Genomic DNA, 26,223 nt, shown 5'->3' on the forward strand with positions numbered 1-26,223 from the left:
GTGACACGAGAGGTCAAGCCTTGGCGACGTCCGCGGCCGCGGCGCGGACGTGCGGGAGCAGCAGCAGCTGGCGGTCCGCGACGTCGGCCCGGTACTCGTCCTCCCGGGCCAGCACGTCGAGGGTCCGCTCCGCGAGCCGGGCGCCCAGGTCGGCGTCCGCCACGTCGTAGCCCCAGTCCGGGCGCTCCACGTCCTCCAGGAAGTACCGCATCTTCGGGTGCGACACGATGCTCAGGACGGGGGTGCCCAGGCCGAACGGGATCATGGTCGCGTGACCGCGCATGCCGATCACGAGCGACGCCTGCCGGTAGACGGCGAGCGCGTCGGCCTGGTCCATGTAGTGCAGCTCGTCGACGGGCAGCACCAGGTCGTGCGCCTCCTCCAGGTCCTTCGCGAGCTTCAGGTCGCCGCGGGTGTGCGCGGCGATCCGGACCTCCGCGCCGCCCTTGCCCGCCTTCTCCGCGAGCTCGACGATCTGCTCGAGGAAGTCCGCGTACCCGCCGCCGAAGCGCCGCTCGCTGCGGTCGAAGGCCGCGTTGATCAGCACCGTGCCGGAGCCGGTGCGTCCGGCGGGCAGCTCGGGGCGGATGTGCTCGAGCACGGTGGTCGGGCAGGGCACGAAGCGCACCTTGTCGTGCAGCTCGGCGGGCAGCAGGTCGCGCACGCGCTCCATCGAGCCGGTGTTGCGCAGGCCCAGGAACTCGGCCTTGCGCGTGAACTCGATCAGGCTGCGGCGGAACAGGTCGCCCTTGAACCGCTGCCCGGTGAAGAGGTTGAAGCCGACGGCGAAGGCGTAGACGGGCACCGTCAGCGCGTCGAGCGAGGCGGGCGGCACGTTCCACTGCCAGCCGCTGTTCGAGTTGGGCGAGGTGTCCGGGAGGAAGAGGCCGCCGCCGCCCACGACGAGCGCGCGCTGGGCGTTCGCGATCCGGACGAACTCGTCGTCGAACACCTGGTGGGCGTGGAACGGCGTCCACTCGGTGGGGCCGGCGGGCTCCGTGATCGCGTCCCGGACGGCGTCCGGCAGGACGATGTCGCCGAAGTTCTCCCCGCGGTCCACGTAGAACGCCACGTGGCCCATGCCGCCCGTGGGGGCGTCCGCCTCCGCGGGCGTGATCGGGTTCTCGGACCGGGCGAGCACGGTCCGCACCGACGAGCGCGGCATGTCGTGGCGGATCGCCTTGCGGGCCAGGGCGTGCGCCGACTCGTCGTCGTGCATGATCCAGGCCACCTGCGCCGCGCGGGCGGAGCCGAGGCCGGGGCTGGCGATCCGGAAGGCCCGGCGCGCCGCGTCGTACCGGCTGAGCGCCGACAGCGTGGTGCCGAGGGCGACGAGGTACCGCTCGGTGACCATGCCGTACTGGCGGAACGTGCCCTGCAGCAGGTGCAGCGCGCCGGCGTGGTCGCCGTCGGCCGCGATGTACTCGGCGTTCTCGACGGCGACGTCGAGCAGGTCGGGCCGTGCCTCCAGCACCGTCATGCGGCCGGCGTCGGCGAACGCGTCCAGGAGGTCGCCCAGCGGTCCCTCGACGCCGTGGGTCAGGCACGCGACGAGGTACCGGCCGAACGCGGCGTCGGCCGCCTTGCGGTTGGCGAGGGAGACCGTGGCCGCGAGCTCGCGCAGGTCGGCCAGCTCCGCCGGGCCGTCGTCGTTGCGCATCCCCGCGCGGAACTCCACGAACTGCTGCATGTCCTCGACGGCTCGCTTCGCGTTGGCGTGGCGGCGGGCCACCGAGCCGGTGCCCTTGGAGGCGTCGTAGAAGTGCTGCTCCGCCGCCTCGGCGTCGCCGCCGAGAAGGGCGACGATGCCCGCGAGGCGGAGGGTCTCGGCGTCGGGCGCGCCCGTCCGCAGCAGCCGGGTGAGCGTGGCCGCGGCGGGCAGGTCGCCGCGGTCGATCGCCGTGCTCGCGCCGGCGAGCAGCGCCGCGCGCACCGCGGGGACGTGCTTCCAGGCGATCACGCCTCGCGCGAGCGCGCGCGTGGTGGCCGCGTCGAGCTTCGGCCGGGAGCCCGTGGCCCGCTGCAGAGCGCGCATCACCTCGGCGGTACGCTGCGCGTTCTCACGCCGCTTGGTCCGGGAAACGGCTCGAGGCACGTCGCCGTCGTGCGGGGAGTTCGCCATGCGACCTTCGGTTCCGGGCACTCGAGCTGTCTCCGTTCTCGGCACGGTCACGCCGGCTTCTGGGGCGCCGCATACCGTTTCGTGGGGATTCTTCTGGGGGACCGGCGGCTGTCGCCGCGCTACGGCAGGATCCCACATCCTGCCCGGCGCCGGGGGCGGGCCCGTGTGCGTCGGACGGCGCGGGTCGCGCTAGTGTGGACGGCGTACCCGTCCAGTCCCGATCCGAGAGTGCCACGTATGTCAGTACCCGGTGAAACCCCGTCCGCCGTCGTCGTCATCCCGGCCCGGGGAGGTTCGCAGGGCGTACCCCTGAAGAACCTTGCGCGGGTGGACGGGATCACGCTGGTCGGACGGGCCGTCCAGGCGTCCCTCGCCGCCCCCTCGGTGGCCGAGGTCATCGTCTCGACCGACCACGACGAGATCGCTGCCGAGGCACGGCTGCACGGCGCGCGCGTGGTGGTCCGCCCCGCCGAGATCGCCGGCAGCACGGCGTCGTCCGAGTCGGCCCTGCTGCACGTGCTCGACCGCGTCGAGGCCGGCGACGGCGGCCTGCCCGCCCAGGAGATCCCGCCCGTCACCGTGCTGGTGCAGTGCACCTCGCCGTTCATCGACCCCGAGGACCTGGACACCGCCATCCGCCGCGTCACGCGCGGCGAGAAGGACGTCGTGGTCGCGGTCTCCGAGACGCACGACTTCCAGTGGCGCATCGACGACGGCGTCGCCACACCCGTGGGCCACACCACCGACTTCCGCCCGCGCCGGCAGGACCGCGCCCCGCACTTCCGCGAGACCGGCGCGTTCTACGTGATGCGCACGGACGGCTTCCGTGAGACCGGCCGCCGCTTCTTCGGCGACGTCGGCATCCAGCCGCTGGCGCCCGAGTGGTCCATCGAGATCGACGAGCCGCGCGACCTCTGGCTCGCCCGTCAGCTCGTCGACCAGGAGAGCGACGCCGCGCCGGTGCCGCTCGACGTCGACGCGCTCGTCACCGACTTCGACGGCGTGCACACCGACGACCACGCCTACGTGGACCAGGACGGCACCGAGCAGGTGCGCGTGAGCCGCGGCGACGGCATGGGCGTGTCCCGCCTGCGCCGGACCGGCCTGCCGTTCCTCATCCTCTCGACCGAGACCAACAAGGTGGTCGCGTCCCGCGCCGACAAGCTGAAGGTGCAGGTCATGCACGGTGTGGAGGACAAGGCCGCCGCCCTGCGGGCGTGGATCGCCGAGCAGGACCTCGACCCGGCACGGGTCGCGTACGTCGGGAACGACGTGAACGACCTGGCCGCCATGGCCGTCGTCGGGTGGCCCGTCGCGGTCGCCGACGCGCGTCCCGAGGTCAAGGCTCAGGCCCGGCTGGTGCTGTCCCGCGAGGGCGGGAACGGTGCTATCCGTGAGATCTGTGACCGTATACTCGCTGCGCGTCCGGGTGAAGTCACCGCCAGTTCGGCAGCCACCCAGACCCCCGTCGTCACCGGTTAGTCCCGACGACACGTAACAGCACTACCCTGTGCTCGACCCTTTCGGAAGGACCTTCTTATGAGCGCGACGAACGCGCAGCCCGCGCCGGTCACTATCGGCGACCTGCAGGTCGGCGCCGACCAGCCCGTGTACGTGATCGGTGAGATCGGCATCAACCACAACGGTGACGTCGAGATCGCCAAGAAGCTGATCGATGTCGCGGTCGAGGCCGGATGCCAGGCCGTGAAGTTCCAGAAGCGCACTCCGGAGATCAGCACGCCGAAGGACCAGCGTGACAAGATCCGTCAGACGCCCTGGGGCGAGATGACGTACCTCGAGTACAAGTACAAGGTCGAGTTCGAGGAGCCCGAGTACACGGAGATCGACGCGTACGCCAAGGAGAAGGGCGTCCAGTGGTTCGCCTCTCCGTGGGACGCTCCCTCGGTGGACTTCCTGGAGAAGATGGGCGTGCCGACCCACAAGGTCGCCTCCGCCTCGGTCACCGACCACGAGATGCTTCGTGCGCTCGCCGCCACCGGCAAGCCGATCATCCTGTCGACCGGTATGTCGACGCTGGAGCAGATCGACGCCGCCGTGGAGATCCTGGACACGAGCAAGCTCGTGATCCTGCACGCCACGTCGACCTACCCGCTTCCCCCCGAGGAGGCGAACCTGCGCACCATCACGACGCTGCAGGAGCGCTACGGCGTGCCCGTCGGCTACTCGGGCCACGAGACCGGCCTGCAGATCTCCCTCGCCGCCGTGGCGCTGGGCGCCGTGGCCGTCGAGCGGCACATCACGCTCGACCGCGCCATGTGGGGCTCGGACCACGCCTCCTCGCTCGAGCCCAAGGGCCTCGAGAACCTGGTGCGCGACATCCGCATCCTCGAGAAGGCGCTCGGCGACGGCCAGAAGCGCGTCATGCCCGGCGAGTTCTCGCCGATGTCGCGCCTGCGTCGCGTCGACGCCTGAGCCGAAGGTACAACGCAGGGTGGGGGCCGAGGAACGAGGCACCCGCCCGGAGCGGAACCGCAGGCTCAGGCGTCAGAAGAACAGAGTCTGAGCCACAGAGCCTGACACCGCACCACTGCTTGAGTCGTCGGAGGCGGGCACCGCACGCGCGGCGCCCGCCTCCGATGTTTCCGAAGACCGACTGAACACGAGATCGTGGACCCCTGGGTCCCGCCAGCGCGTCAACGAGAGGAGGCCTCGTGCCCGAGCGGGTAGAGGCGGCGAGCATGCCGTTGGTGACGGTGGTCGCCGTCGTACGTGACGAGGAGCCCTACCTCGAGGCGATGGTGCGCTCGATCCTGGGCCAGGACTACCCGCACCCGCTGCACATGGTGCTCGCGGTGGGACCGTCCAAGGACCGCACCCGCGAGATCGCGGACAAGCTCGCCGTCGAGACCGGACGCGTCACCGTGGTGGACAACCCCACGGGCTCCAAGCCGCTCGGCCTGAACGCAGGCCTGGAGCGCATGCCCGAGGGACACTCGATCTTCGTGCGGGTGGACGGCCACACGGTGGCCGAGCCCACGTACGTGCGCCGCGCCGTGGAGGCCCTCCAGGCCGCCGGCGCGGACGGCGTCGGCGGGCGGATGCTGCCCGTCGGCGACACCCCGGTGCAGAAGGCCGTCGCGCGCGCGATGAGCCACCCGGCGGGACTCGGCGCCGCGTCCTTCCACACGGGCGGCGTCGCCGGCCCGGCCGAGACGGTCTACCTGGGCACCTTCCGGCGCGAGGCGCTGGAGCGCGTGGGCGGGTACTCGCCCGTGTACGTGCGCGCCCAGGACTGGGAGCTGTGCCTGCGCCTGCGCACCAGCGGCAGCCTGCTGTGGTTCGACCCGTCGCTCGTGGTCGAGTACAAGCCGCGCCGCAGCCTGGGCGCCGTCGCCACGCAGTTCTGGCGCACCGGCATGTGGCGCCGCGAGGTCGTGCGCCGCAACCCCGGCACCGCGAACCTGCGCTACCTCGCCCCGCCGACCGCCGTCGTCGTGCTGGGCGTGTCCGTGCTCGTGGCGATCGGCGGCGCCGTCGCGGGCTCGCTGCCCGTGACGCTGGTGGGTCTCGTGCCGCCGGCCGCCTACCTCCTCGGCGTGCTGGCGGCGTCCGCGCACGCGGCGACACGCCGCCCGCGGCTCGACCTGCGCTCGGCGCTGGCCCTGCCGGCGACCCTCGTGACCATGCACATGGCGTGGGGCGCCGGGTTCCTGCGCGGGCTCACGGAGCGCGTGCGGGTCGACGACGGCGTCTAGTCCTCGTTGAGTGCTGGGTATTTGTGGGTTCTCCGCTCTCGGAGCCACAAATACCCAGCACTCAACGAGGGTGGTCAGGCCTTCTTGTCCAGGAACAGCAGCCGCACCGGACGGGTCGTCAGACGGATCGTGTCGTAGACGAACTTGGGCAGGTACATCTGCAGCGCCATCCGCAGGTAGCGGGCACGCAGCCACGGCTTGACCTGGGCCAGCTCGGTGAGCGTCCCCGCCTCGCGGCGCGCGGCCAGCTCCCGGACCGTCGCCGGCAGCTCCGAGTCGGTGGCGTGCAGATAGTTGTCCTCGAGCCATGCGGTGTCGGGCTGGGGCCCGCCGGCGCGGAACGCGTCGCCGGCGTCGGCCACCGGCATCACGCAGCCGCTGCCGGCGAACGGCGCGTTGAGCAGCTCGGGGGTCACGCCGAAGTCGTCGATGATGACGGTCGACAGGCCCAGGGCCAGCGACTCCATCGCGGCGGTCGAGCTGACGGTCATGAGCGCGGAGCCGGCCTGCAGCCACTCCGCCATCGGACCGTCGACGAACCGCAGCGCGTCGCTGCGGTGCCCCAGGCGCTCGTGCTCGGTGTCCCACAGCTCGTCGTAGGGGAACGCCTCGTTGTGCGTCTGCCGCTCGCCCTTGCGGGCGCGCAGCTTCACGATGACCTCGAAGTCGTCCTCGGCGAGCTTCGCCAGGCGGTCCAGGAGGGTGACGCGGTCGGGCCGGTTGTCCGGCACCTTGGCCTGCGCGGCGAACACGACGCGCTTGACCGGCTCGGCGCCCAGGCTCGTGGCCATGTGCTCGAGGAACGGCAGGTGGGCCAGCGGCACCTCGGGCGTGACCCCGTGCGCGGCGAAGGCCTCGTGGTAGGCGTCGACCTCGAGGCGGCTGTGCACCACGAACGCGTCGCACCAGCGGCGCCAGCCCGTGCCCTCGGGCGTGGCGGGCAGCGCCATGCCGGGCAGGCCGGTGATCAGGGCGGGGCGGCGCTTGCCCGCCGCGGCGACGACGGCGCGCGCCACGACCTCGGCGACGGGCCCGGTGGCCGCGATGAGCACGACGTCGGGGGTGTTGTCCCGGATCTGCGCGGCGAGGTCCCGGACGGGCAGGACGGCGGGCCGGACCACCGAGGACCCGGCGACAGCGGCGGCGATCTGACTGGTGGTCGGCGCGATCGGCGTCTTGACGATCACGGCCGAGCGGTCGAGCCCGCTCTCGTCGGCCGGGCCGAGCCTGTCGAGCGTCGCGCATGCCCACTTCAGATACGAGTCGCTGTCCGCGACCGCGAGCACGCGGATGGTCATTCGTTCGCCTCCGGGGAGTCGGTTTCCGAAGCGTCGTCGGCTGCTGCCCGGGCTTGCCGGGCGAGCTCGACGACGCTGGTCAGGTGTGCTCGTTGTTCGGCCGTGGCGCGCGGTGTCCACCAGTCGGCGGGCACGTCGAGCGCGGTGACGGGGACACCGAGCGGTGAAATGATAGTGGTCAACAGGATGGTCGATGTCGACGGCAGGCTGAGCACCCGCTGGCCCGCCCGCAGGCCCCGCAGCCGGATCTCGACGGGGGCTCCGGGAGCGTCGACGGTCACGCCGTCGATCTCGGCCAGGGTGGCGAGCAGCTCCGGCGTCTGCCGGCGGTGCGGCACGTAGCGCAGGGCGCTCTCCTTGGCCAGCGACCGGATCCAGTCGACGTAGCGGTGCGGGTCGATCAGCTGGTCCGCGGCCATCGCCGACCCGACGACGATCGTGGGTTCCGGCATGGCCTCGTCGGCGGGCTGCGCGGTGAGCCAGCCGAACTGGTTGTGCCGCACGTCGAAGCCCTGGGCCCGCAGGCCCGCGGACAGCTCGGGGGTGAGCGGCATGGCGGTGAAGATCGTGACGCGGCCGTCGGCGGCGAGCGACCGCAGACGTCCGGCGGCGACGGCGCCGAGCCGGCGGCGGGGGGCACGCGCGGGCCGGCCGATCCGGACCAGCGGGTCGCGGCGCACCAGCAGGCGGCACAGCTCGAGCGTCGCCAGGCCGTCGTCGACCAGGACCATGCGCTCCGGGCGCCGCAGGGGCGCGGTGGCCTGGAACAGGCCGGAGAAGGCGTCGCCCACGAGCCAGACGGGCTCGCGCGCGGTCAGGGCGCTGCGGCGGCCGGCCAGGTCGAAGGTCAGTCCGTCGGGGAGGCTGAGCTCGCGCACCGCGGACAGGGCGTCGCCCAGGGCGGGGACGTCGTCGCGCACGTGCACGTGCGTCTCGGTACCGCCGTACCCGGCGGCGTGCGCTTCCACCGTGCAGAGCAGCTGCAGCGGCGACTCGACCAGGGCGCCGGCGACACGCGGGAACGTGGCGTCCGGGTCGGTCGTTCGAGGAGCGGGACGGGGGTGCTGCACGCGTGGCAGTCTCTCACGTGACACGTCCGCCGAGGTCCGGCGGGCGTGGTTCCGTGCGGTCCTCCGCTAATCCCGACCACACTGCTAGGGTTCGTGACCCGCTAGGATCGAACGGCCGGATCGTCACCGGCAGTGCCCCCGACCAGACAGGTATTTCCCAGACCGTGAGCACACCTACTACCGACGCGGCCGCGCCAGCAAAGCCTGCCGCCAGCGGTGATGCTAAGAAGCCACCGCCGCCGCTCGTCCCCGGCACGACGTCTGCCGAGCGGCTCGCTCTCGCGAAGAAGTACGGGCTGCGCCCCCTGAACGTCCGCCCGCCGCTGGGCGAGTACATCCGCGACCTGACCGGACGCTGGGCCTTCATCCGCGTCCTGGCCACGTCGACGGCGTACGCCAAGAACCAGAACAACTACCTGGGCCAGCTCTGGGCAGTGCTCAACCCCATCCTGAACGCGACCGTGTACGTGCTGATCTTCGGCATCCTGCTCGGGCTCAACCGCGGGGTGGACAACTCGATCGCGTTCATCGTGATCGGCGTCTTCATGTACCGCTTCATCGAGTCGTCGGTGACCGGCGGCGCCAAGTCGATCAGCGGCAAGACCCAGCTGCTGCGCTCCCTGCACTTCCCGCGCGCCGTGCTGCCGATGTCGACGGTGCTGTCGCTGCTGACCACGCTGCTCCCCGCGATCGTGGTCATGTGCATCGTGTCGCTGCTCAGCGGGCTGCTGCCCGGCTACGAGATGATCCACATCACCTGGTGGTGGCTCCTGCTGCCCGCTGCCGTCGCGCTGATGTGGATCTTCAACACCGGGCTGGCCTTCTTCATGGCGCGGTACGTGGCCACGACGCCGGACATCGAGAACGTGCTGCCGTTCATCATGCGTGTCGTCATGTACGCCTCCGGCGTCATCTTCCCGCTCGCCGACTACGTCGCGCGGATGGAGATCCCCGAGACGTCCAAGGCGATCGTGGGCGGCATCCTGGAGTACCAGCCGGTCGCGGTGTACCTGTACCTGGTGCGCTCCGTGCTGATGCAGGAGGAGCAGTTCCCGCCCAGCGGTCTCATGTGGGCGCTCGGCGGCGTGTGGGCCGTCGTGTTCTTCGTGGCCGGGTTCATCGTGTTCTGGCGCGGCGAGGAGAGGTACGGACGTGACTGAGGCCGACGAGCACATGGACTTCGACCTCGAGGTCGAGCCCGAGGACGCCGGGCAGGAGGCGCTGGAGACCGACCTGGGCGACCCCTGCCTCGTGGTGGACGACCTGCACGTCGTGTACCGCGTCATCGGCGGCCGCGCCCGCAAGGAGGCCGAGAAGGGCGGGGCCGAGGTCCGCGAGATCAAGGTCAAGGTGCCCTTCCACAAGCGGCTGCTCCAGGCCGGACGCCGGCACGTCGGCGCGGTGAGCGAGGTGCACGCCGTGCGCGGCGTCTCCTTCACGGTGCGGCACGGCGAGTCCGTCGGGATCGTCGGCGTCAACGGCTCGGGCAAGAGCACCATGCTCCGGGCGATCGCCGGCCTCATGCCGCCCAAGAAGGGCAGCGTGCACGTGTCCGGCGAGCCGTCGCTGCTCGGTGTGAACGCGGCGCTCATGCCGCAGCTCTCGGGCGAGCGGAACATCATGATCGGCGGCCTCGCGCTCGGGCTCACGCCCAAGCAGGTCGACGAGAAGTTCGACGAGGTGGTGGAGTTCGCCGGCATCGGCGACTTCGTCTACCTGCCGATGCGGACGTACTCCTCCGGCATGGGCGCGCGCCTGCGGTTCGCGATCTCGTCGGCCGCGTCGCCGGACATCCTGATGATCGACGAGGCCCTCGCCACCGGCGACGCCGCCTTCAAGGAGCGCAGCAAGTCGCGCATCGAGGAGGTCCGCGCCAACGCGGGCACCGTCTTCCTGGTGAGCCACTCGATCTCGACGATCGAGGCCATGTGCACGCGCGTGCTGTGGATGCACCAGGGGCAGCTCGTGATGGATGGTCCCGTGCACGAGGTCGCCGAGGCGTACAAGAACTTCGTGCGCGCGCAGCGTCCCGGCATGGGCCCGGCCCGTCGGCGGGCGCTGCAGCGCAAGCGTGCGGCGGAGGAGGCCGCGCGGAAGAAGGCGGAAGAGGCCGAGCTGAAGAAGGCCGAGGCCAAGAAGGCCGCGGAGGCCACGGCCTGAACCCGGGGCTCTGACGGGCCCGGTGGGTGATCGGTAGAAGGTCAGGTGGTCGGCAGCCCGGGCTGCCGACCACCTGACCTTCTACCGATCACCTGACTTCTTGCCGATCACCCTGCGCCGCGCTGTCTCAACCCAGCAGGGTCTGGAGGTGGCGGCGCACCTGCTCCACCGCCTGCGGGACCGGGACGTCGGTCGTGTCGATCACGAGGTCGGCGTCGTCGGGCTCCTCGTAGGGGGAGGAGATGCCCGTGAACTCGGCGATCTCGCCGGCGCGGGCCCGGGCGTAGAAGCCCTTGCGGTCGCGGGCCTCGCACACCTCCAGCGGCGTGCTCACGTGCACCAGGACGAAGTGCGCGCCGGCCTCCTCGGCCATGGCCCGCACCCGCGCCCGGCCGGCGGCGAAGGGCGCGATCGGCGCGGCGACGGCGATGCCGCCGTGCCGCGCCACGAGCGCCGCCACGTAGCCGATGCGCTCCACGTTGGTCTCGCGGGACGCGCGGTCGAACCCGAGCCCCTTCGACAGGTGCTGGCGCACCTCGTCGCCGTCGAGCAGCGTGGTGCCCAGGCCGTCGTCCTCCAGCTCGGCCGCCAGGGCGCGCGCCACCGTCGACTTGCCGGAACCCGACAGGCCCGTGAAGAACACGACGGCGCCGCGGCGGTGGGCCCCGCTCGCGGCGCGGGTCAGCTCGGCCGCGGACGCCGGCGGGTACAGCGCGCGGACCGCCTCGTCCCGCACGCCCGGCAGGGCCGCCACGCGCTCGGCCGTGGCCGGCGAGCGGTGCGCGGCCAGCCGCTCGACGCGGGCCGCGCCGTAGGCGGCGGCGACGTCGTCCAGGGACGCGCCGCCCCGCCCGGACCACGGCACGACGACGGTGGTCACCCGCGCGCCCGTGCGCTCGGTCAGGGCGGCGGCCAGGCCCTGGGCGGCTCGCACGAGCCCCGGGGCGCCGACGACGCCGGGGCCGGGGGCGTGCCGCGCGACCGGCACGAGCAGCAGCACGCCCGAGCCGGCGTCGCTGCCGGAGCCGGAGCCGGAGCCGGCGTCGCTGCCGGAGGCGAGCGCCACCGCGGCGTCGGTCTCCTCGCGGGTCGGCACCTCGGTGACGAGCAGGCCGAGGCCGGCGCCCGGGCCGTCGCCGAGGCTCGCCCGCACCTCGCGGGCCGGACGGCGCACGGCGGCGTCCCACTGCGGCCCGATCGCCGCGGCGAGCGGCTTGAGCGGCTCGACCGCGGGCGCCTCGCCGGGCCGGGTCGTGAGCCGGGCCAGCGGCGTGTTCTCGGCATCCGTCAGCAGGATGCCGGCGGGCAGGGCGGCGGCGGGCAGGGTGGCGGCGGGCACGGTGTCGGCGACCGGGCTGTCGGCCGGAGCGTCGGCGGCGGGCACGTCGTGAGCCGGGCCGGGCCGCAGCGCCGTCACGAGCGCCGACGGCGGGAGCGCGCCGCCGAGGGTGAGCTCGAGGACGTCCAGCTCGTCGTCGGACAGGACGCGGGCGGGGGAGTCGGTCATCGGTGCGGGCTCGTCTCTGCCGGGTCGTCGGCGGTCTCGGGTTCGGGTGCGGGGCCGGCCGGCGGTCCGGCAGCAGGTCCGGCTGTGGGTGCGGTCGTGTGTCCGGCAGCGGGTTCGGCGGTGGGCCCGGCCGTGCCTGAGGCCGGACCGGCCGGGTGCCGGTCCTCGTCCGCCGAGTCTGCTACGGATGCGGGCCGGCCGGCGCCGAACCGGCGCTTGACCCAGAACCACACCAGGTTGCCGACCACCAGGGCGGCCCCGGCCGCGCCGAGCACCACGGGCAGGCTCGCGCCGAGCAGCTTGAGCGCGGACGCGAGCAGCAGGATGGCCAGCGCGCGGCGGATGATGCCGCCCGGCGCGCGGGACGACACGTGGGCGCCGAACCAGGCCCCGGGGATCGCCCCGATGAGCAGGGACGTGGTCAGCCCGAGCGAGAAGTCGCCGTACAGGATGTGGCCCAGCGACGCCGCGGCGACGAGGGGCACTGCCTGGACCAGGTCGGTGCCCACGAGCTGGGACGCCTTGAGCGCCGGGTAGAGGAGCAGGAGCACCACGATCACCACGGAGCCGGCCCCGACCGACGTCATGCCCACCAGGAGCCCGGCCACGGCGCCGAGGATCACGGTGGGGACGGGCCGGACCACGAGCTCGCGCGGCGCGGACGCCGGTGTCGGGCCCTCGCCGAGCGCCGAGCGGCTCCGCACCATCTGCAGCACGGCGCGCAGCACGAGGCCGCCGGACGCGATGAGCAGGGCCACCCCGAGCACGGTCTGGAGCGCGGTGTCGAGGGAGTCGCCGAACGGCAGCGCCTTGATGAGCAGGGCGCCGGAGAACGCGGCCGGCACCGAGCCGATGCACAGCCACAGCACGAGCCGCAGGTGCACCGTCCGGCGCCGCAGGTGCACGATCGCCCCGGCGGGCTTCATGAAGAGACTGGCGACCACGTCGCTGGAGACCGCCACGAGCGGGTCGACGCGGAAGACGAAGATCAGCATCGGCGTCATGAGGGCGCCGCCGCCCATCCCGGTCAGGCCGACGACGAAGCCGACGGCGAGACCGCCCAGGACCAGGGGAAGGTCGACGCTCATCCGGCGCGGACCACGGGTCGGGAACTGATCGTCGGTTTCCCGATCAAACTCATCGGAATAGTGGTCATTAGCGCTCCCTGCTGCCGGTAGTGATGCTTACTGGTCCACTGGCGCTGGATCGCATGCCGGAATGGTAGCCTCGGCGCGTCCGCCGGACTGCACCTGTGGCACCTTGGCCCCCTGTCGAGCGTCGCGTCAGGACGGCCGGATCTGCCGGAAGCCGTCCACCCTGGAGACCGATGAACGCGCCGTCCCCCACGCTCCCTCCGGCGTCGCTCGACGACGACGCCCTCGCCCGCGCACTCGCCTCGGGAGCGGCGGAGGTGCTGCTCGCGCTCCGCGCCGAGGTCGACGCCGCGGGCGGCTCCTTCGTCGCGAAGGAGCTGAAGGACGCGGGTGACGCCGCCGCCCAGGCCTGGCTCGCGGCCGCGCTGTCCGAGGCCCGGCCCGCCGACGCCGTCCTCTCGGAGGAGGCCAAGGACGACGCCGTCCGCACCGGCGCCGACCGGGTGTGGATCATCGACCCGCTCGACGGCACCCGCGAGTTCGCCGAGCGGCACGCCGACGGGCCCCTGGCCGGGCAGTGGCGGGACGACTTCGCCGTTCACGTCGCGCTCTGGGAGCGGGGCCCCGGCCTCACCTCCGGCGCCGTCGCCCTGCCCGCCCGCGGGCAGGTCCTGACCACCGCGGACGCCGTCCTGCGGGACGACGACTCGGCCGCGGTGCTGGCCGGGGACCGGCCGCTGCGGATCGCCGCGAGCCGGAGCCGCCCGCCCGCCTTCGTGGCGGCGCTGGCCGAGCGCGCCGACGTCGAGCTGGTGCCCATGGGCTCCGCCGGGGTCAAGGTGCTCGCGGTCGCCGACGCTACAGTTGACGCTTATGTCCACGGCGGTGGGCAGTACGAGTGGGACTCCGCGGCGCCCGTCGCCGTGGCCGGGTCCCGCGGTCTCGTCTGCACCCGCCTCGACGGATCCGAGCTCGAGTACAACCGGGAGAACCCCTGGCTCCCCGACCTGTTCGTATGCCCCCCGGCCCTCGCTCCGCGCCTGCGTGAGCTGCTCGACTCCGTCGGTGTCGAGTCCGTGGTCGGGGCAGATAGCAAAGAAGGTGCTTGAGGAGTGAAGAGTCACGTCCTGAGCCAGCTGCGCAGCCTGGAGGCCGAGAGCATCCACATCATGCGCGAGGTGGTCGCCGAGATGCAGCGGCCCTGTCTGCTGTTCTCCGGCGGCAAGGACTCCATCGTCATGCTGCACCTCGCGGTCAAGGCGTTCGCCCCCGCGCGCGTCCCGTTCCCCATCATGCACGTCGACACGGGGCTGAACTTCCAGACCGTGCTCGACTGCCGGGACCGCTGGGTGGAGCGCACGGGCGTGCAGCTCGTCGTCGCCTCCGTCCAGGAGGGGATCGACCGCGGCCTCGTGCAGGAGGAGCCCAACGGCTCGCGCAACCGGATCCAGACGCCGGTGCTGCTGGAGGCGGCCGAGAAGCACGGCTTCGACGCCCTGTTCGGCGGCGGCCGCCGCGACGAGGAGAAGGCCCGCGCCAAGGAGCGCGTGTTCTCCTTCCGCGACGACTTCGGCCAGTGGGACCCGAAGAACCAGCGCCCCGAGATCTGGAACCTCTACAACGGCCGCGTGCACCAGGGCGAGTCGATCCGGGTGTTCCCGCTGTCCAACTGGACCGAGCTGGACATCTGGTCCTACATCGAGGCCGAGGACATCGACCTGCCCGACCTCTACCTCGCCAAGGAGCGCGAGGTCGTGGAGCGCAGCGGCATGCTCTACGAGGTCAACGACTTCACCCCGCTCAAGGACGGCGAGAGCGCCCAGGTCCTGTCCACGCGCTACCGCACGGTCGGCGACGCGAACCTCACCGCCTGCGTCGAGTCCGCCGCGACCACGCTGCGCGACGTCGTCGAGGAGGTGGCCGCCGTCCGCCTGACGGAGCGCGGCGCCACCCGCGGCGACGACAAGGTCAGCGAGGCCGCCATGGAGGATCGCAAGAAGGAAGGCTACTTCTGATGACGACGACTCTTCCCGACGCCGCCGCGGCGCACCCCGAGGTCGCCAGCGGCGACCTCCTGCGGTTCGCCACGGCCGGCTCGGTCGACGACGGCAAGTCCACCCTGATCGGCCGGCTGCTGTTCGACAGCAAGTCGATCTTCGCCGACCAGCTCGAGTCGGTGGAGCAGGTCAGCCGGGACCGCGGCAACGACTACGCGGACCTGTCGCTGCTGACGGACGGGCTGCGCGCCGAGCGCGAGCAGGGCATCACCATCGACGTGGCGTACCGCTACTTCGCGACGCCCAAGCGCAAGTTCATCATCGCGGACACCCCCGGCCACATCCAGTACACGCGGAACATGGTCACGGGCGCCTCGACGGCGGACGTGGCGCTCATCCTCGTGGACGCGCGCAAGGGCGTGGTGGAGCAGTCGCGCCGCCACACGTTCCTGGCCACGCTGCTGGGCGTGCCGCACGTGGTGGTCTGCGTGAACAAGATGGACCTCGTGGACTACGACGAGCAGGTCTTCGAGAAGATCCGCGCGGAGTTCACCGAGTTCGCCTCCCGCCTGCGCGTGCCCGACCTGACCTTCATCCCGGTGTCCGCCCTGGCGGGCGACAACGTGGTGACCCGGTCCGAGAACATGCCGTGGTTCGACGGCTCGCCGCTGCTCAGCCACCTCGAGCGGCTGCACGTGGCCTCCGACCGCAACCTGGTCGACGTCCGGTTCCCGGTGCAGTACGTCATCCGGCCCCAGCAGAACGACGCGCGCGACTACCGCGGGTACGCGGGCACCGTCGCGTCCGGCGTCATGAAGCCGGGTGACCGGGTGCTGGCCCTGCCCGCCGGGCTGGAGACCACGATCGAGTCCATCGACACGGCCGACGGCCCCGTCGAGGAGGCGTACCCGCCCATGTCGGTGACGGTGCGGCTGGCCGACGAGATCGACATCTCGCGCGGCGACATGATCTGCCGCCCGAACAACGCGCCCACGGTGACGCAGGACGTCGACGCGCAGATCTGCTGGATGGACGAGTCGGCCGCCCTGGTGCAGGGCAAGAAGTACGCGATCAAGCACACCACCCGGTGGGCACGCGCGATGGTCAAGAACATCAACTACCGCGTCGACGTGAACACCCTGCACCGCGACGAGGAGGCCACGGAGATCAAGCTGAACGAGATCGCGCGCATCCGCCTGCGCGTGACCCAGCCGCTGTTCGTGGACTCCTACCAGGCCAACCGCCAGACGGGTGCGTTCATCCTGGTCGACGAGGCCACCAACAAGACCGTGGCCGCGGGCATGATCGGCGGGGCCGCGCACCAGTACTGAGTCACCTCCGGGTCACCGCTCGGGCGGGGTCCGGCCAGCGCTGGGTGCGTCCACCCGGTCCTGATACGCTCCGCAGCGCCAGAGGGCCGCCGACCTCGGTCGGCGGCCCTCCGACGCTGCCGAAGTGGTCCCTGGCCAGGGCGCTCGTTCCCCCGCCGGACCACACGCTCCGTGCACCGACCCGGAGGATCAGTGACCGTTGTCTCCGACCCGCTGCCGCCCTCGGGCGTGACGGCGGGCCCGGCCGGTGCGCCCGACGACCGGTCGGTGCCGCTCGCCGTCGTCCGGCCCCGCGCGAGCACGCACATCCCCGAGCTGCACGGCCTGCGCGGCCTGGCCCTGGCGCTCGTGGTGGCGTTCCACCTGTTCGGCAACGGCCGGGTCTCCGGCGGTGTCGACGTGTTCCTGGTGCTCTCGGGGTTCCTGGCGACCGGCTCGCTGCTGCGCCGCGCCGACACCCGGAGCCTGCGCCTCGGCGACCACTACGGGCGCACGTTCGCCCGGCTGGTGCCCCCGGCGCTGCTCGTCCTCGCGGCGACGGCGGCCCTCACCTGGTGGGTGCTGCCGCGCGGCACGTGGGTGCAGACCGGCCGTGAGCTCCTCGCCTCCGCGCTGTACTACGTGAACTGGGAGATGATCGCCGGCCAGCTCTCCTACGGCGCGGCCGGCCCGCAGACCAGCCCGCTGCAGCACTTCTGGTCGATGTCCGTCCAGGGCCAGTTCTTCCTGGCCTGGCCCGTCGTGGTGCTGCTCGTGGTGGCGGTCGCACGCCGGTTCTGGATCAGCTCGCGCGACCTGCTGCTCGTGGTGGTCGGCGCGCTGACGGTGGCCTCGTTCGTCTTCGCGCTGACCCTGCACGGCGCGGACCAGCCGGTCGCGTACTTCCACTCGTGGGCGCGGTTCTGGGAGCTGGGTGTGGGCGGCTTCCTCGCCCTGCTGCTGCCCTGGCTGCGGGTGCCCCACGGCCTGCGGCCGCTGCTCGGCTGGGCCGGCCTCGGCCTGGTGGTCTCCAGCGGTTTCGTGCTCGACGGCGGCGCGCTGTTCCCGGGGCCCTGGGCCCTGTGGCCGGTCACCGGCGCGCTGCTCGTGCTGCTCGGCTCCGGCGGCGCCGCGGCCTGGGGGCCGCGCCGGCTGCTGCAGGTGGCGCCCCTGCGCTTCGTCGCCGACATCTCCTACGCGCTGTACCTGTGGCACTGGCCGCTGCTCATCGCCTACCTGCACCACGAGGGGCGCGACCGGGTGGACCCGCTCGGCGCCGCGGCGATCATGGCGGTCTCGGTCGCGCTGTCCTGGCTCACCACCAAGCTGGTGGCCGACCCCGCGCAGCGGTTCCGGGAGGCGGTGGGCGGCTCGCGTGCGCTCGTGGCGACCGCGGTGGCCGTGTCGCTGGTGGCGGGCGGCGCCGTCGTCGGCATCCGGCTCCTGGAGCGGCAGGACGCCGCGCTGCTCGCCGCCGCCGAGGCGGCCGCGCAGGCGGACGCGCGGTCCTACCCCGGGGCGCTCGCCCTGAGCCCGGCGCACGGCGCGGACGTGCCGGTCGACGTCGACGTGCTGCCGGCGCCCGCCGTCGCCGCGCTGGACCTGCCCGCCGTCGACGACGACGGGTGCATCCAGGACAACGTGGTGAACCCGGGCACCGACGTGCCGATGACGTGCACGGTCACCGGCTCGCCGGACGCGGACCACCTGGTGGTCATGGTGGGGGACTCCCACATGATCCAGTGGGCACCCGCCATGGCGGAGGTGGGCAGCAGGGAGAACTGGGAGGTGCTGCTGCTGGCCCGGCGCGGCTGCCGCCTCGCGGCCCCCGTGGGCGCGACCGACCCGGCGGACATGTGCTGGTCGTGGCGGATCAACGCGCTGGAGCGGCTGGAGGAGCTGCAGCCGGACGCCGTCGTCGTGATCGGCAGCCGCACGTCGACCTCCGAGCCCGGCGACACCGTGATCCCGGCGGAGGCCCGGGCCTGGCGGCAGCTCGCGGACGCGGGCATCCGGGTGGTCACGCTGCGCGACAACCCGCGGTTCGGCTTCCAGGTGCCCGCATGCGTGGAGCAGCACGCCGACGGCCTTGCGTGCGCCCGCGCCCGTGCGGACGTGTACTCGCCGGTCAACCCGGTCGAGGAGGCCGAGGGCGTGCCGGACTCGGCGGTGCACCTCGACCTGACCCGGTACATCTGCGGGGACCAGCTCTGCCAGGGCGTCGTCGGCAACGTGCTGATCTACCGCGACGACAACCACATGACGGCCACCTACGCGGGGACCCTCGCCCGCCCGCTGCACAACGCGCTGCGGGTCAAGGCGCCGTGGCTGTTCGTGGACCCGATGAAGCCCCCGGCGGTACGCACCCGCTTCTGACCCAGGAACGTGTCAGACCCTCAGGTCCCGGGAGGGACCTGAGGGTCTGACACGTTCAGGACGCGGAGTCAGCGGTTGACGGCGTCCAGGGCGTCGGCGATGCCGTCACCGTAGAAGCTGTTCTCCGCCGGCGTGCCCACGCAGGCCGGGCCGGCCGTCGTGGTGGTGCACTCGTGGTCGTCGGCCTGTGCCCGGACGGCCGCCTCCAGCCGGGCGGGCGACCAGCGCGGGTGCGCCGACTTCAGGAGCGCCAGCACGCCCGCGACGTGCGGCGACGCCATCGACGTGCCGCTCTTGAGGCCCCACGTGCCGTCGAGCTCGGTGGACAGGATCGAGCTGCCCGGCGCGGAGACGTCGATCTTGCCGAGGCCGCGGTTCGAGAACGAGCTCAGGTTGCCCGCCTGGGTCAGCGACGAGACGGACACGACGCCGTCCAGCTCGGTCGGGATGTCCTCGCACCCGGAGTTGATGGTCCGCTGGACCGCCGCCGAGTCGTTCGGGCTCGAGCTGTCCGTGGTGTTGTTCGCCAGGTCGGTGGCCGCGTTGCCCGCTGCGGCGGCGTGCACCACGCCCTGCTTCGTCGAGAACTCCACCGCGCGGCGCACGGCCTCCTTGGCGGCGGCCTGGTCGGGCTGGTCCTCGCACCAGTACATGAAGGGGTCCACGTAGTACGAGTTGTTCGTGACGTCCATGCGCTCCAGGCCCGCCCAGACGAAGCCGCACACCGCGTACTCGGGGTAGATGTAGCCGTCGTCGTTCACGACCTTGACCGAGGCCAGCTTGACGCCCGGGGCCACGCCCACGATGCCGGTGCCGTTCTGCGCCGCGGCGATGGTGCCGGCCACGTGCGTGCCGTGGTCGGACGTGGTGGGCAGCCAGCCGGTCGCCGACAGGTCGGGCTTACCGGCGTCGGTGCAGTTCACGGACTGGTCGGCGTCGACCTGGGAGGCCAGGTCCGGGTGCGCCGCGTCGATGCCGGAGTCGAGCACGCCCACCGTGACGCGCGCCGACCCGGGGTTGATCTCGACGGCCTGGTCGGCCTTGATCATCTCCATGTCCCACTGCGTCACCTCGCCCGGGTCGGGGTCGGCCGTGGTGGAGCGGGACGGACCGTCGACGGTGCCGCCCACGGAGCCCTTCTGCCCCTTGCCCACCACGGACCGGCTCTCCTTCGCGCCCGCCGGGGTGTCCCCGCCGGGCGTGCCCTCCGTGGGGGAGACGGTGCGCGTCGCGCCCACCGACTCGATGACGCCGAGGCGGTCGAGCGCCACCACGTCCTCACGGAACGAGCCGTTCGCGGAGTGCACCACGACGACGCCGATCTGCGGCCAGCTCTGCACGACGACGCCGTCCGCGCGCCTGATCGCCTGGGTGGCGAGCGCCGCCTGGGCGGCCCCGGGCCGCTCCGTGTTCACGACGTACGAGAACAGGGCCCCGTCCGGCGTGACGATCGGGACCGGGGTCGACTCGGGCTCGTCCGCCGCGCCGGCGACGCCGCCGAGCGCGGTGAGCGCGAGCGTCGTCGCCGTGGCGACGGCGAGTGCTCGACGGGAGTGGGACATGCGCATGCTTCACTCTCCAGTGGCTGAAAGTTCGAGTCCCCCTGCGGGACCCCGTAGGGCAACCTACGCGTCCTGACCAGGATCGCCATCGCATCCGCACAAACTGAAACGGGCGCGAAACACGAAATTCTTCACCCCACTGTTTTTGTGGGACAGTGGGCCCCGTCCTTGCCCCCGAAGCGAAGAGCCTGACACTCCATGACGGCAACGACGACGGCTCCGGCCGCCACCGAGGACCACGCCTCGACGAACTCCGAGGCCCCCGTCCGCACCCGCAAGTTCCGTCCCGAGGTCCAGGCACTGCGAGCCCTCGCGGTGCTGCTCGTGGTGATCTACCACATCGATCCCACGGTCCTGCCGGGCGGCTATATCGGTGTGGACGTCTTCTTCGTGATCTCCGGGTTCCTCATCACGGGCCACCTGTGGCGCGAGGTCTCGACCACGGGCTCGGTGAGCCTCAAGAAGTTCTGGGCCGCCCGCGCCCGGCGCATCCTGCCCGCCTCGGTGGTCACCACCGTCGGCGTGATCGTGCTCTCGCTCGTGCTGCTGCCGCCCTCCCTCGTGGAGTCCTGGTGGCGGCAGGCGCTCGCCTCCGTGCTCTACGTCGAGAACTGGGCGCTCGCGGCCGAGGCCGTGGACTACCAGGCCGCCAGCAACGACCCCACGGCGTTCCAGCACTTCTGGTCGCTGGGCGTCGAGGAGCAGTTCTACCTGGTCTGGCCGCTGCTCGTGCTGCTGGCCGTCGGCATCTGGGGCGGCGCGCGCCGCGGCGTCGTGGTCAAGGACCCCGAGTCGCTGCGCCGCGTCCTGCTGGTGATCTTCTCCGTGGTGGGCGCCGCCTCCCTGGTCTGGGGGGTCCGGCAGTCGCTCGCGGACGACCCGGTGGCCTACTACTCGACGCTGACCCGCGTCTGGGAGCTCGCCGCGGGCGGCATCCTGGCCCTGCTGATCCGGGACACGCAGCGCTTCGCGCCGCTGCGCAGCACCATGGCCGTGTTCGGCGCCGCGACCATCGTCGCGGCGGCCTGCCTGTTCGACGACGGCACGCCGTTCCCCGGCTTCGCCGCCGTCGCGCCCGTGCTCGGCGCGTGCGCCGTGATCCTGGCGGGCCGCACCACGGGCCCGGGCTCGCTGCGCACCGTCACCGAGTCGTGGGGCGTGCAGCGCATCGGCGACATCTCCTACTCGCTGTACCTGTGGCACTTCCCGGTGATCGTGTTCTTCGGCGTCTACACCGGCCGCGACCCCCGGTTCACCGACATCATGGTGATCCTCCTGGCCTCGTTCTCCATGGCGATCGCCAGCTACGCCCTCGTGGAGCAGCCGGTGCGCGCATCGCGCTGGTTCCGGGCCGACGGCCGCATGCTCGTGGCCGCCCTCGTCGCGATGGTGCTCGTGGCCGGGCTCACGCTGACCCTGCCGTGGCGGGTGCAGGGCATCATCGAGCGCTGGGACCACAACGCCCAGGAGGCCGCGGACGAGGCGGACCAGACCATCCCCGAGGGGATCCAGCGGGACTTCGCGCCGTTCGTCGACGGCAGCACCGCGATCTCGCCCAACCCGATCAAGGCGGCGCAGGACAAGAGCCCCGAGGTCGACGCCTGCCAGGCGGGCCAGCGAGACGCCGTCACGACGCCGTGCGAGTTCGGCGCGACCGAGGACCCGGCGGCCACCGTGGCCGTGGTGGGCGACTCGCACGCCGCGATGTTCACCGAGCCGCTCGTCCAGGTCGCCACGGAGCGCAACTGGCGCGTGGTCACGTACCTGCACTCCGCCTGCCCGTACAGCGCGGACTCGCGCAACGGGTCGAGCCCCGAGATCGATGCCTGCAACGCGGCCAACGCGCAGACCCGCGCCGAGCTGCGCGAGCTCGCGCCCGAGCTGGTGGTCACGACCTTCCAGGAGTCGTACTCGCTCGCCGCGCGCGACGGGGAGGAGCACTCCGGCGCCGCGGGTCTCGCCGAGGTCTGGAACGAGCTGACCGACCGGGGCTCGCAGGTCGTGGTGCTGCGGGACACCCCGCACGCGCGCGAGGACGTCATCGAGTGCGTCACCGAGAACTACTCCGACCCGACGCAGTGCGACCAGCCGAGGAGCGACGCCCTGGGCGGCCGCGACACCGTGCCGGGCGCGCTCGAGGAGGCGCCGGGGGTCAAGTCCGTGGACGTCCTCGACTACTTCTGCGACGAGGAGACCTGCCCCGCCGTGATCGGGAACGTGCTGGTCTACCGCGACCCGAACCACGTGACGCGCACCTACATGACCGAGCTGACCGACCGGCTGCGCGAGGCGCTGCCCGCGCGGCTCTGACCGCGTTCGTCCTGCGCGTTCCGCGGGACGGACGTAGCCTGCCGGACATGTGGCGATCTTTCGCTCGGCAGACCGGTTCGCCCCGCTGGGTCAGCACGGCGCTGGCGGTCGCGCTGCTCGTGCCCACCACGGGCGGCGCGGCAGGCGCCGCGCCCCGCGAGGCCTCGGGCACCACCGCCGGCGCCGTCGCCACCGCTGCCCGGCCGAGCGCCCTGACCGGCGCCGTCACCGAGCGGCGGCTGCGCAAGGGGGAGACGTTCTGGATGTTCGGCCGCCTCACGGTGGGCGGCTCGCCCGCGGCGGGCCGCGCCGTCGTCGTACAGAAGAAGCGGATGGACGAGTCCGGCTGGCGCACGGTGGGCGCCGACACCACGAACCGGTCGGGGCGGTACAGCGTGCGGGTCCGGGCGGGCGCCGTCTACGAGTACCGCGCGATCTACCGGGGCTCCGCGAGCGCGCGGTCGTCGTGGACGGCGCGGATCGGCGTCGGGTTCACCACGGCGGACCGGACCATGACGTCCCGCGAGCGGCAGATGGGCGCGGCGATCGGCCGGCCGACGTCGGGCCACCGGCAGGTGACGCGTACCGTGGTGTCCCGCTCGTACCAGAAGGGGATCCTGGTCAAGGTGACCCGCTCCGGCCGCGACCGCACGTGGTGGGTGCACGGCGGCATCCTCGCCGAGTACCGGCACCTGGGCGGCGCCACGGGCCGTATGGGCGCCCCGGTGATGGACCCGCTGTGCGGCCTGGCGCGCGGTGGCTGCGTGCAGCGGTTCGAGGGCGGCGTGCTGTACTCCAACGGCGACGGCGCCGAGGCGTCGACCGGGCTGACCGGCGTGCTGGGCGAGGTCGTGGCGGCGGCCCGCTCCCAGGTGGGCTACGTGGTGCGGTACGACGGCGGCAACGGCTCGCGCTACGACTGGTACAGCAAGTACAACGCGTGGGCGCGCACCAACGCGCCGTGGTGCGGCCTGTACCAGTCCTGGTTCTTCAAGGCGTCCGGCCACGCGACGCTCGTGCCGCAGTCCACCACGTGGGGCGCCTACCGCGACTCGGTGCGGCGCAACCTGCCCACGGGCTCGACGCCGCGCGTCGGCGCCCTGGCCTTCGTGTCCTACATCGCGTCCGGCGAGGCGTCGCACGTGATGTACGTGGTGCAGGTGGACGGCTCCCGGATCAAGGTGATCCACGGCAACACCGGGGGTGCCGGCACGGTGCCGTCCGGCGCGCGGGGCGTCGTCGAGCAGTGGGTGCGCGAGTCGCAGGTGCTCTACTACGCGTACCCGCGGTACTGACCCCTCGGGTGCCGGCCGGCTAAGCGGGCCGGCTGAGCCGGCCGGTCAGGCGAACCGGCGACGCCGCGCCCCGACCCGTTCCAGCACGCCCGCCACGACGCAGCTCGCCACGAGGATCGCGACGGTGACGGCGGCCCCGAGCGCCATCGACCGCAGCCAGCCCACCTCGGGCGTGTGCAGCGCGTCCGTGACGAACGGGTGCAGCAGGTAGACGTACAGCGAGTGGTGGCCCACGGTGCGCAGCGCGTCGCCGACGATCGGCAGGGGAGTGCGCAGGGCGTCCCGGAGCGCCGGCACGCACAGGGACGCGCCCAGCGAGAGCACGGTGAACGCGGCGACGCTCCACCACGGCCCGGCGCCGTCCGAGGTGTAGACCCAGCTCCGGGCGACGAGGCCCACGGCCACCACCGGCAGCACCCACACCAGGGCGAGGCGCGGGATCCACCCGTTGCGCACCGCCACCCCGAGCAGGATCCAGACGAAGTACCCCGCGTACCGGGCGTCCACGTTGTCCAGGACGACCTGCGGGACCAGCTCCTTCAGCGGCGTCTGGAACAGCAGGGCGCCGGCGACGGCGGCCACGCCGAGCGCCGCCCGGGCCACCACGGAGCGGGCGAGCGGCCCGCCGAGCAGGCGCAGCAGCAGCACGCTCAGGAACAGCATGGGCACGTACCAGAGGTGGAACGAGGGGCGCAGCACCAGCACCTCGACGAACGACCGCACCGAGCCGAAGGCGTCGGGCTCCTGCACTGTCAGCCACAGCACGCTGACCACGAGCCACGCCGCGATCATGCGCTTCCAGTAGTGGCGCAGCAGCTCGCCCCACGGCCGGGTGCCGAACCGTGCCATCGAGATCATGTACCCGGACAGGAACAGGAACATCGGCATGTGGAAGCCGTAGATCATCCACTTGGTCCACGAGTCGCCGACGCCCTGCCAGAAGGTGTGCCCGAAGATCACGAGCACCATGAGGATGCCCTTGAGCTGGTCCGGTCCCGGGTCGTGCCGCGTGCTGCTCATCGCCGCAGAGGTTACCCCGGTCCGGCGCTCCGCCCGTCGGAGCGCCCGTCCCCGGCCGGTCCGTCCTCGAACAGCCAGGGCGCGCCGGCCCGGAGCTGCCGCCCCACGACGGGCGTGAGGGTGCGCACGTAGGTGTTGGTCAGGTGGTCGTCGTCGCGGTAGACGAGCACGTTGCCCACCACGGCGGCGCACACCTCGGGCCCGCAGATCGAGTCGGTGAGGTCCAGGTGCACCGCGGTCGCGGGCACGCCCGGCGCCGTCGGCACGGGCGAGACGGCGGCGAGCTGCTCGGCGCGGGGACGCCCGCAGGCCTCGGCGAAGCCGGCGGCGTCGACGCACTCGGGCACGAACCACTCGAAGCGGGGGTTGTCGCGGACGGTCACGACGCGGATCCCGGCGGAGTCCAGCGTGCGCCACGCGTCCACCTGGCCGGGCAGCACCTGCTCGGGCGAACCGTCCTCGTACGTGCGCGAACCGACCACCACGACGGCGTCCGGGCGGGCCGCCACCAGCGCGGCCAGCGCCCGGCCGTTCCATCCGGCGCACGACGGCGGGGGTACGGGGGCGGCGGGCGTGGCACCCGTGGGCCCTGCGCCCGTGGATCCCCTGCTGGCGGCCTCCGCACCCGCGGACCCCGTGCCGGCCGTGCTCTCGCCGCCGCCCGACGTCGCGAGGCGGCAGCCGTGCTTGAGCATCTCGCGCAGCTCCCAGCCGTGCGCCCGGGCCAGCGCGGCGAACGCCTCCTCGTACTGCTGCTCGTGCGACGCCCCCGCGAGGTAGACGACGGCCACCGGGTCGTCCTGCGCCACGACCGTGCACTCCAGCAGCTCGGAGCGGTCGCCGCCCTGCACGCAGTCGGGCCGGTCGGGATGGTCGTCGTAGGCCACCCACGTGGCGGGCCGGAACGGGACCGCGTCCGGGTCGTCGCGGCCGGCGTCCGCGGGATCCGCGGGGGGCGAGCCCGGGGCGAGGGCCGCGGCGCCCGGATGGTCCGGCGAGGGGGCGAGCAGCCCGTCGACGCTGTGCCGCACCGTCTGGTCGTGCGCGGTGGCCGCGGCCTGGGTGCCGCCCAGCATCAGCACGGCGGCGCCCGCGAGCACGGCGAGCGTCTGCCGGCCCGACGGCGTCCCGGTGGCCCGGGCGGTCACGTCGCCGACCAGGTCGGCGGGGCCGGGCGTGTCGGCGGGGCCGCGCTGGGCGGCGGCGCTCGCGGGCCGGCGCGCGGCCAGACGGGCCGTGACGTGGGCGAGCAGCGGCTCGGCCACGTACCGCGTGGTGAGCCAGGCGAGCGCGGCCGAGGCCACCAGGACCCCGGCGGCGGTCAGCGGGGTCGCGCGGTGCGCCCCCCGTCGTCAGGAGCCAGAACACCAGGACGGGCCAGTGCCA

19 protein-coding genes are annotated in these 26,223 nt (G+C 72.8%); 11 read left to right on the forward strand and 8 right to left on the reverse strand.

All coding sequences use genetic code 11. The annotated features are described in order from the left end of the window. Positions 1 to 13: 13 nt before the first annotated feature. Complete coding sequence (locus tag ACH45N_RS23950; RefSeq protein ID WP_397398454.1) at positions 14 to 2,035, reverse strand: polysaccharide pyruvyl transferase family protein; 2,022 nt, start codon at positions 2,033 to 2,035, stop codon at positions 14 to 16. Between the two features lie 324 nt (positions 2,036 to 2,359). Here ACH45N_RS23950 and ACH45N_RS23955 point away from each other — a divergent pair, with 324 nt between their 5' ends. The 3 genes from ACH45N_RS23955 to ACH45N_RS23965 all read left to right on the forward strand — a co-directional run bounded on the left by ACH45N_RS23955 (position 2,360) and on the right by ACH45N_RS23965 (position 5,838). Next, positions 2,360 to 3,604 carry a cytidylyltransferase domain-containing protein gene (locus ACH45N_RS23955; protein ID WP_397398455.1) on the forward strand — a complete coding sequence of 415 codons (1,245 nt, stop codon included), beginning with the start codon at positions 2,360 to 2,362 and terminating at the stop codon, positions 3,602 to 3,604. Between the two features lie 57 nt (positions 3,605 to 3,661). Next, complete coding sequence (locus tag ACH45N_RS23960) at positions 3,662 to 4,555, forward strand: N-acetylneuraminate synthase family protein (protein ID WP_036959513.1); 894 nt, start codon at positions 3,662 to 3,664, stop codon at positions 4,553 to 4,555. Between the two features lie 239 nt (positions 4,556 to 4,794). Continuing rightward, the gene (locus ACH45N_RS23965; RefSeq protein WP_397398456.1) at positions 4,795 to 5,838 is read left to right on the forward strand and encodes a glycosyltransferase family 2 protein; all 1,044 of its coding nucleotides are present in this window, start codon (positions 4,795 to 4,797) and stop codon (positions 5,836 to 5,838) included. A gap of 74 nt (positions 5,839 to 5,912) precedes the next feature. Here the strand turns inward: ACH45N_RS23965 and ACH45N_RS23970 are convergent, their stop codons facing one another. Next, positions 5,913 to 7,136 (reverse strand): DUF6716 putative glycosyltransferase, encoded by a 1,224-nt coding sequence (locus ACH45N_RS23970; protein ID WP_397398457.1) that lies wholly within the window; start codon positions 7,134 to 7,136, stop codon positions 5,913 to 5,915. Continuing rightward, positions 7,133 to 8,206: a hypothetical protein gene (locus ACH45N_RS23975; RefSeq protein ID WP_397398458.1), complete on the reverse strand. Its 1,074-nt coding sequence runs from the start codon at positions 8,204 to 8,206 to the stop codon at positions 7,133 to 7,135. Before ACH45N_RS23975 ends, ACH45N_RS23970 begins: the two co-directional genes overlap by 4 nt. Before the next feature lie 164 nt (positions 8,207 to 8,370). Between ACH45N_RS23975 and ACH45N_RS23980 the strand changes: the two genes are divergently transcribed. Then, entirely contained in the window at positions 8,371 to 9,366 is a 996-nt protein-coding gene (locus ACH45N_RS23980; protein WP_397398459.1) for an ABC transporter permease, read from the forward strand. Further along, entirely contained in the window at positions 9,359 to 10,366 is a 1,008-nt protein-coding gene (locus tag ACH45N_RS23985; protein WP_397398460.1) for an ABC transporter ATP-binding protein, read from the forward strand. The genes ACH45N_RS23980 and ACH45N_RS23985 overlap by 8 nt, the downstream gene beginning before the upstream one ends. A gap of 127 nt (positions 10,367 to 10,493) precedes the next feature. Here ACH45N_RS23985 and cysC read toward each other — a convergent pair whose 3' ends face one another. Both cysC and ACH45N_RS23995 read right to left on the reverse strand, forming a co-directional pair. Continuing rightward, positions 10,494 to 11,873 (reverse strand): adenylyl-sulfate kinase, encoded by a 1,380-nt coding sequence (gene cysC, locus ACH45N_RS23990; RefSeq protein ID WP_397398461.1) that lies wholly within the window; start codon positions 11,871 to 11,873, stop codon positions 10,494 to 10,496. Next, positions 11,870 to 12,961: a sulfite exporter TauE/SafE family protein gene (locus ACH45N_RS23995; RefSeq protein WP_397398462.1), complete on the reverse strand. Its 1,092-nt coding sequence runs from the start codon at positions 12,959 to 12,961 to the stop codon at positions 11,870 to 11,872. The genes cysC and ACH45N_RS23995 overlap by 4 nt, the downstream gene beginning before the upstream one ends. Before the next feature lie 239 nt (positions 12,962 to 13,200). Here ACH45N_RS23995 and ACH45N_RS24000 point away from each other — a divergent pair, with 239 nt between their 5' ends. The 4 genes from ACH45N_RS24000 (at position 13,201) to ACH45N_RS24015 (ending at position 18,650) form a co-directional block, all read left to right on the forward strand. Further along, positions 13,201 to 14,076, forward strand: a complete 876-nt coding sequence (locus ACH45N_RS24000; RefSeq protein ID WP_397398463.1) for a 3'(2'),5'-bisphosphate nucleotidase CysQ — start codon at positions 13,201 to 13,203, stop codon at positions 14,074 to 14,076. 3 nt (positions 14,077 to 14,079) lie between these two features. Next, entirely contained in the window at positions 14,080 to 14,982 is a 903-nt protein-coding gene (gene cysD / locus ACH45N_RS24005) for a sulfate adenylyltransferase subunit CysD (protein ID WP_397398464.1), read from the forward strand. Next, a complete protein-coding gene (gene cysN / locus ACH45N_RS24010; RefSeq protein WP_397398465.1) occupies positions 14,982 to 16,295 on the forward strand; it encodes a sulfate adenylyltransferase subunit CysN in 1,314 nt (437 codons plus the stop codon). Before cysD ends, cysN begins: the two co-directional genes overlap by 1 nt. A 192-nt stretch (positions 16,296 to 16,487) precedes the next feature. Further along, positions 16,488 to 18,650, forward strand: coding sequence for an acyltransferase family protein (locus tag ACH45N_RS24015; RefSeq protein WP_397398466.1), 2,163 nt, complete (start codon positions 16,488 to 16,490; stop codon positions 18,648 to 18,650). Positions 18,651 to 18,718: 68 nt separating this feature from the next. Here the strand turns inward: ACH45N_RS24015 and ACH45N_RS24020 are convergent, their stop codons facing one another. After that, entirely contained in the window at positions 18,719 to 20,212 is a 1,494-nt protein-coding gene (locus ACH45N_RS24020) for a S8 family peptidase (protein ID WP_397398467.1), read from the reverse strand. A 198-nt stretch (positions 20,213 to 20,410) separates the two neighbouring features. Between ACH45N_RS24020 and ACH45N_RS24025 the strand changes: the two genes are divergently transcribed. Together ACH45N_RS24025 and ACH45N_RS24030 are read left to right on the forward strand one after the other, a co-directional pair. Then, positions 20,411 to 22,522 carry an acyltransferase family protein gene (locus tag ACH45N_RS24025; protein ID WP_397398468.1) on the forward strand — a complete coding sequence of 704 codons (2,112 nt, stop codon included), beginning with the start codon at positions 20,411 to 20,413 and terminating at the stop codon, positions 22,520 to 22,522. A 47-nt stretch (positions 22,523 to 22,569) separates the two neighbouring features. After that, a complete protein-coding gene (locus ACH45N_RS24030) occupies positions 22,570 to 23,817 on the forward strand; it encodes a CHAP domain-containing protein (RefSeq protein ID WP_397398469.1) in 1,248 nt (415 codons plus the stop codon). Positions 23,818 to 23,862: 45 nt separating this feature from the next. Here the strand turns inward: ACH45N_RS24030 and ACH45N_RS24035 are convergent, their stop codons facing one another. Next, entirely contained in the window at positions 23,863 to 24,837 is a 975-nt protein-coding gene (locus ACH45N_RS24035) for an acyltransferase family protein (RefSeq protein WP_397398635.1), read from the reverse strand. Between the two features lie 11 nt (positions 24,838 to 24,848). Then, a complete protein-coding gene (locus ACH45N_RS24040) occupies positions 24,849 to 26,141 on the reverse strand; it encodes an SGNH hydrolase domain-containing protein (protein WP_397398470.1) in 1,293 nt (430 codons plus the stop codon). Between the last annotated feature and the right edge of the window lie 82 nt (positions 26,142 to 26,223).

It is taken from the genome of Promicromonospora sp. NPDC019610 (assembly GCF_044389365.1).
Classification (GTDB): Bacteria; Actinomycetota; Actinomycetes; order Actinomycetales; family Cellulomonadaceae; genus Promicromonospora.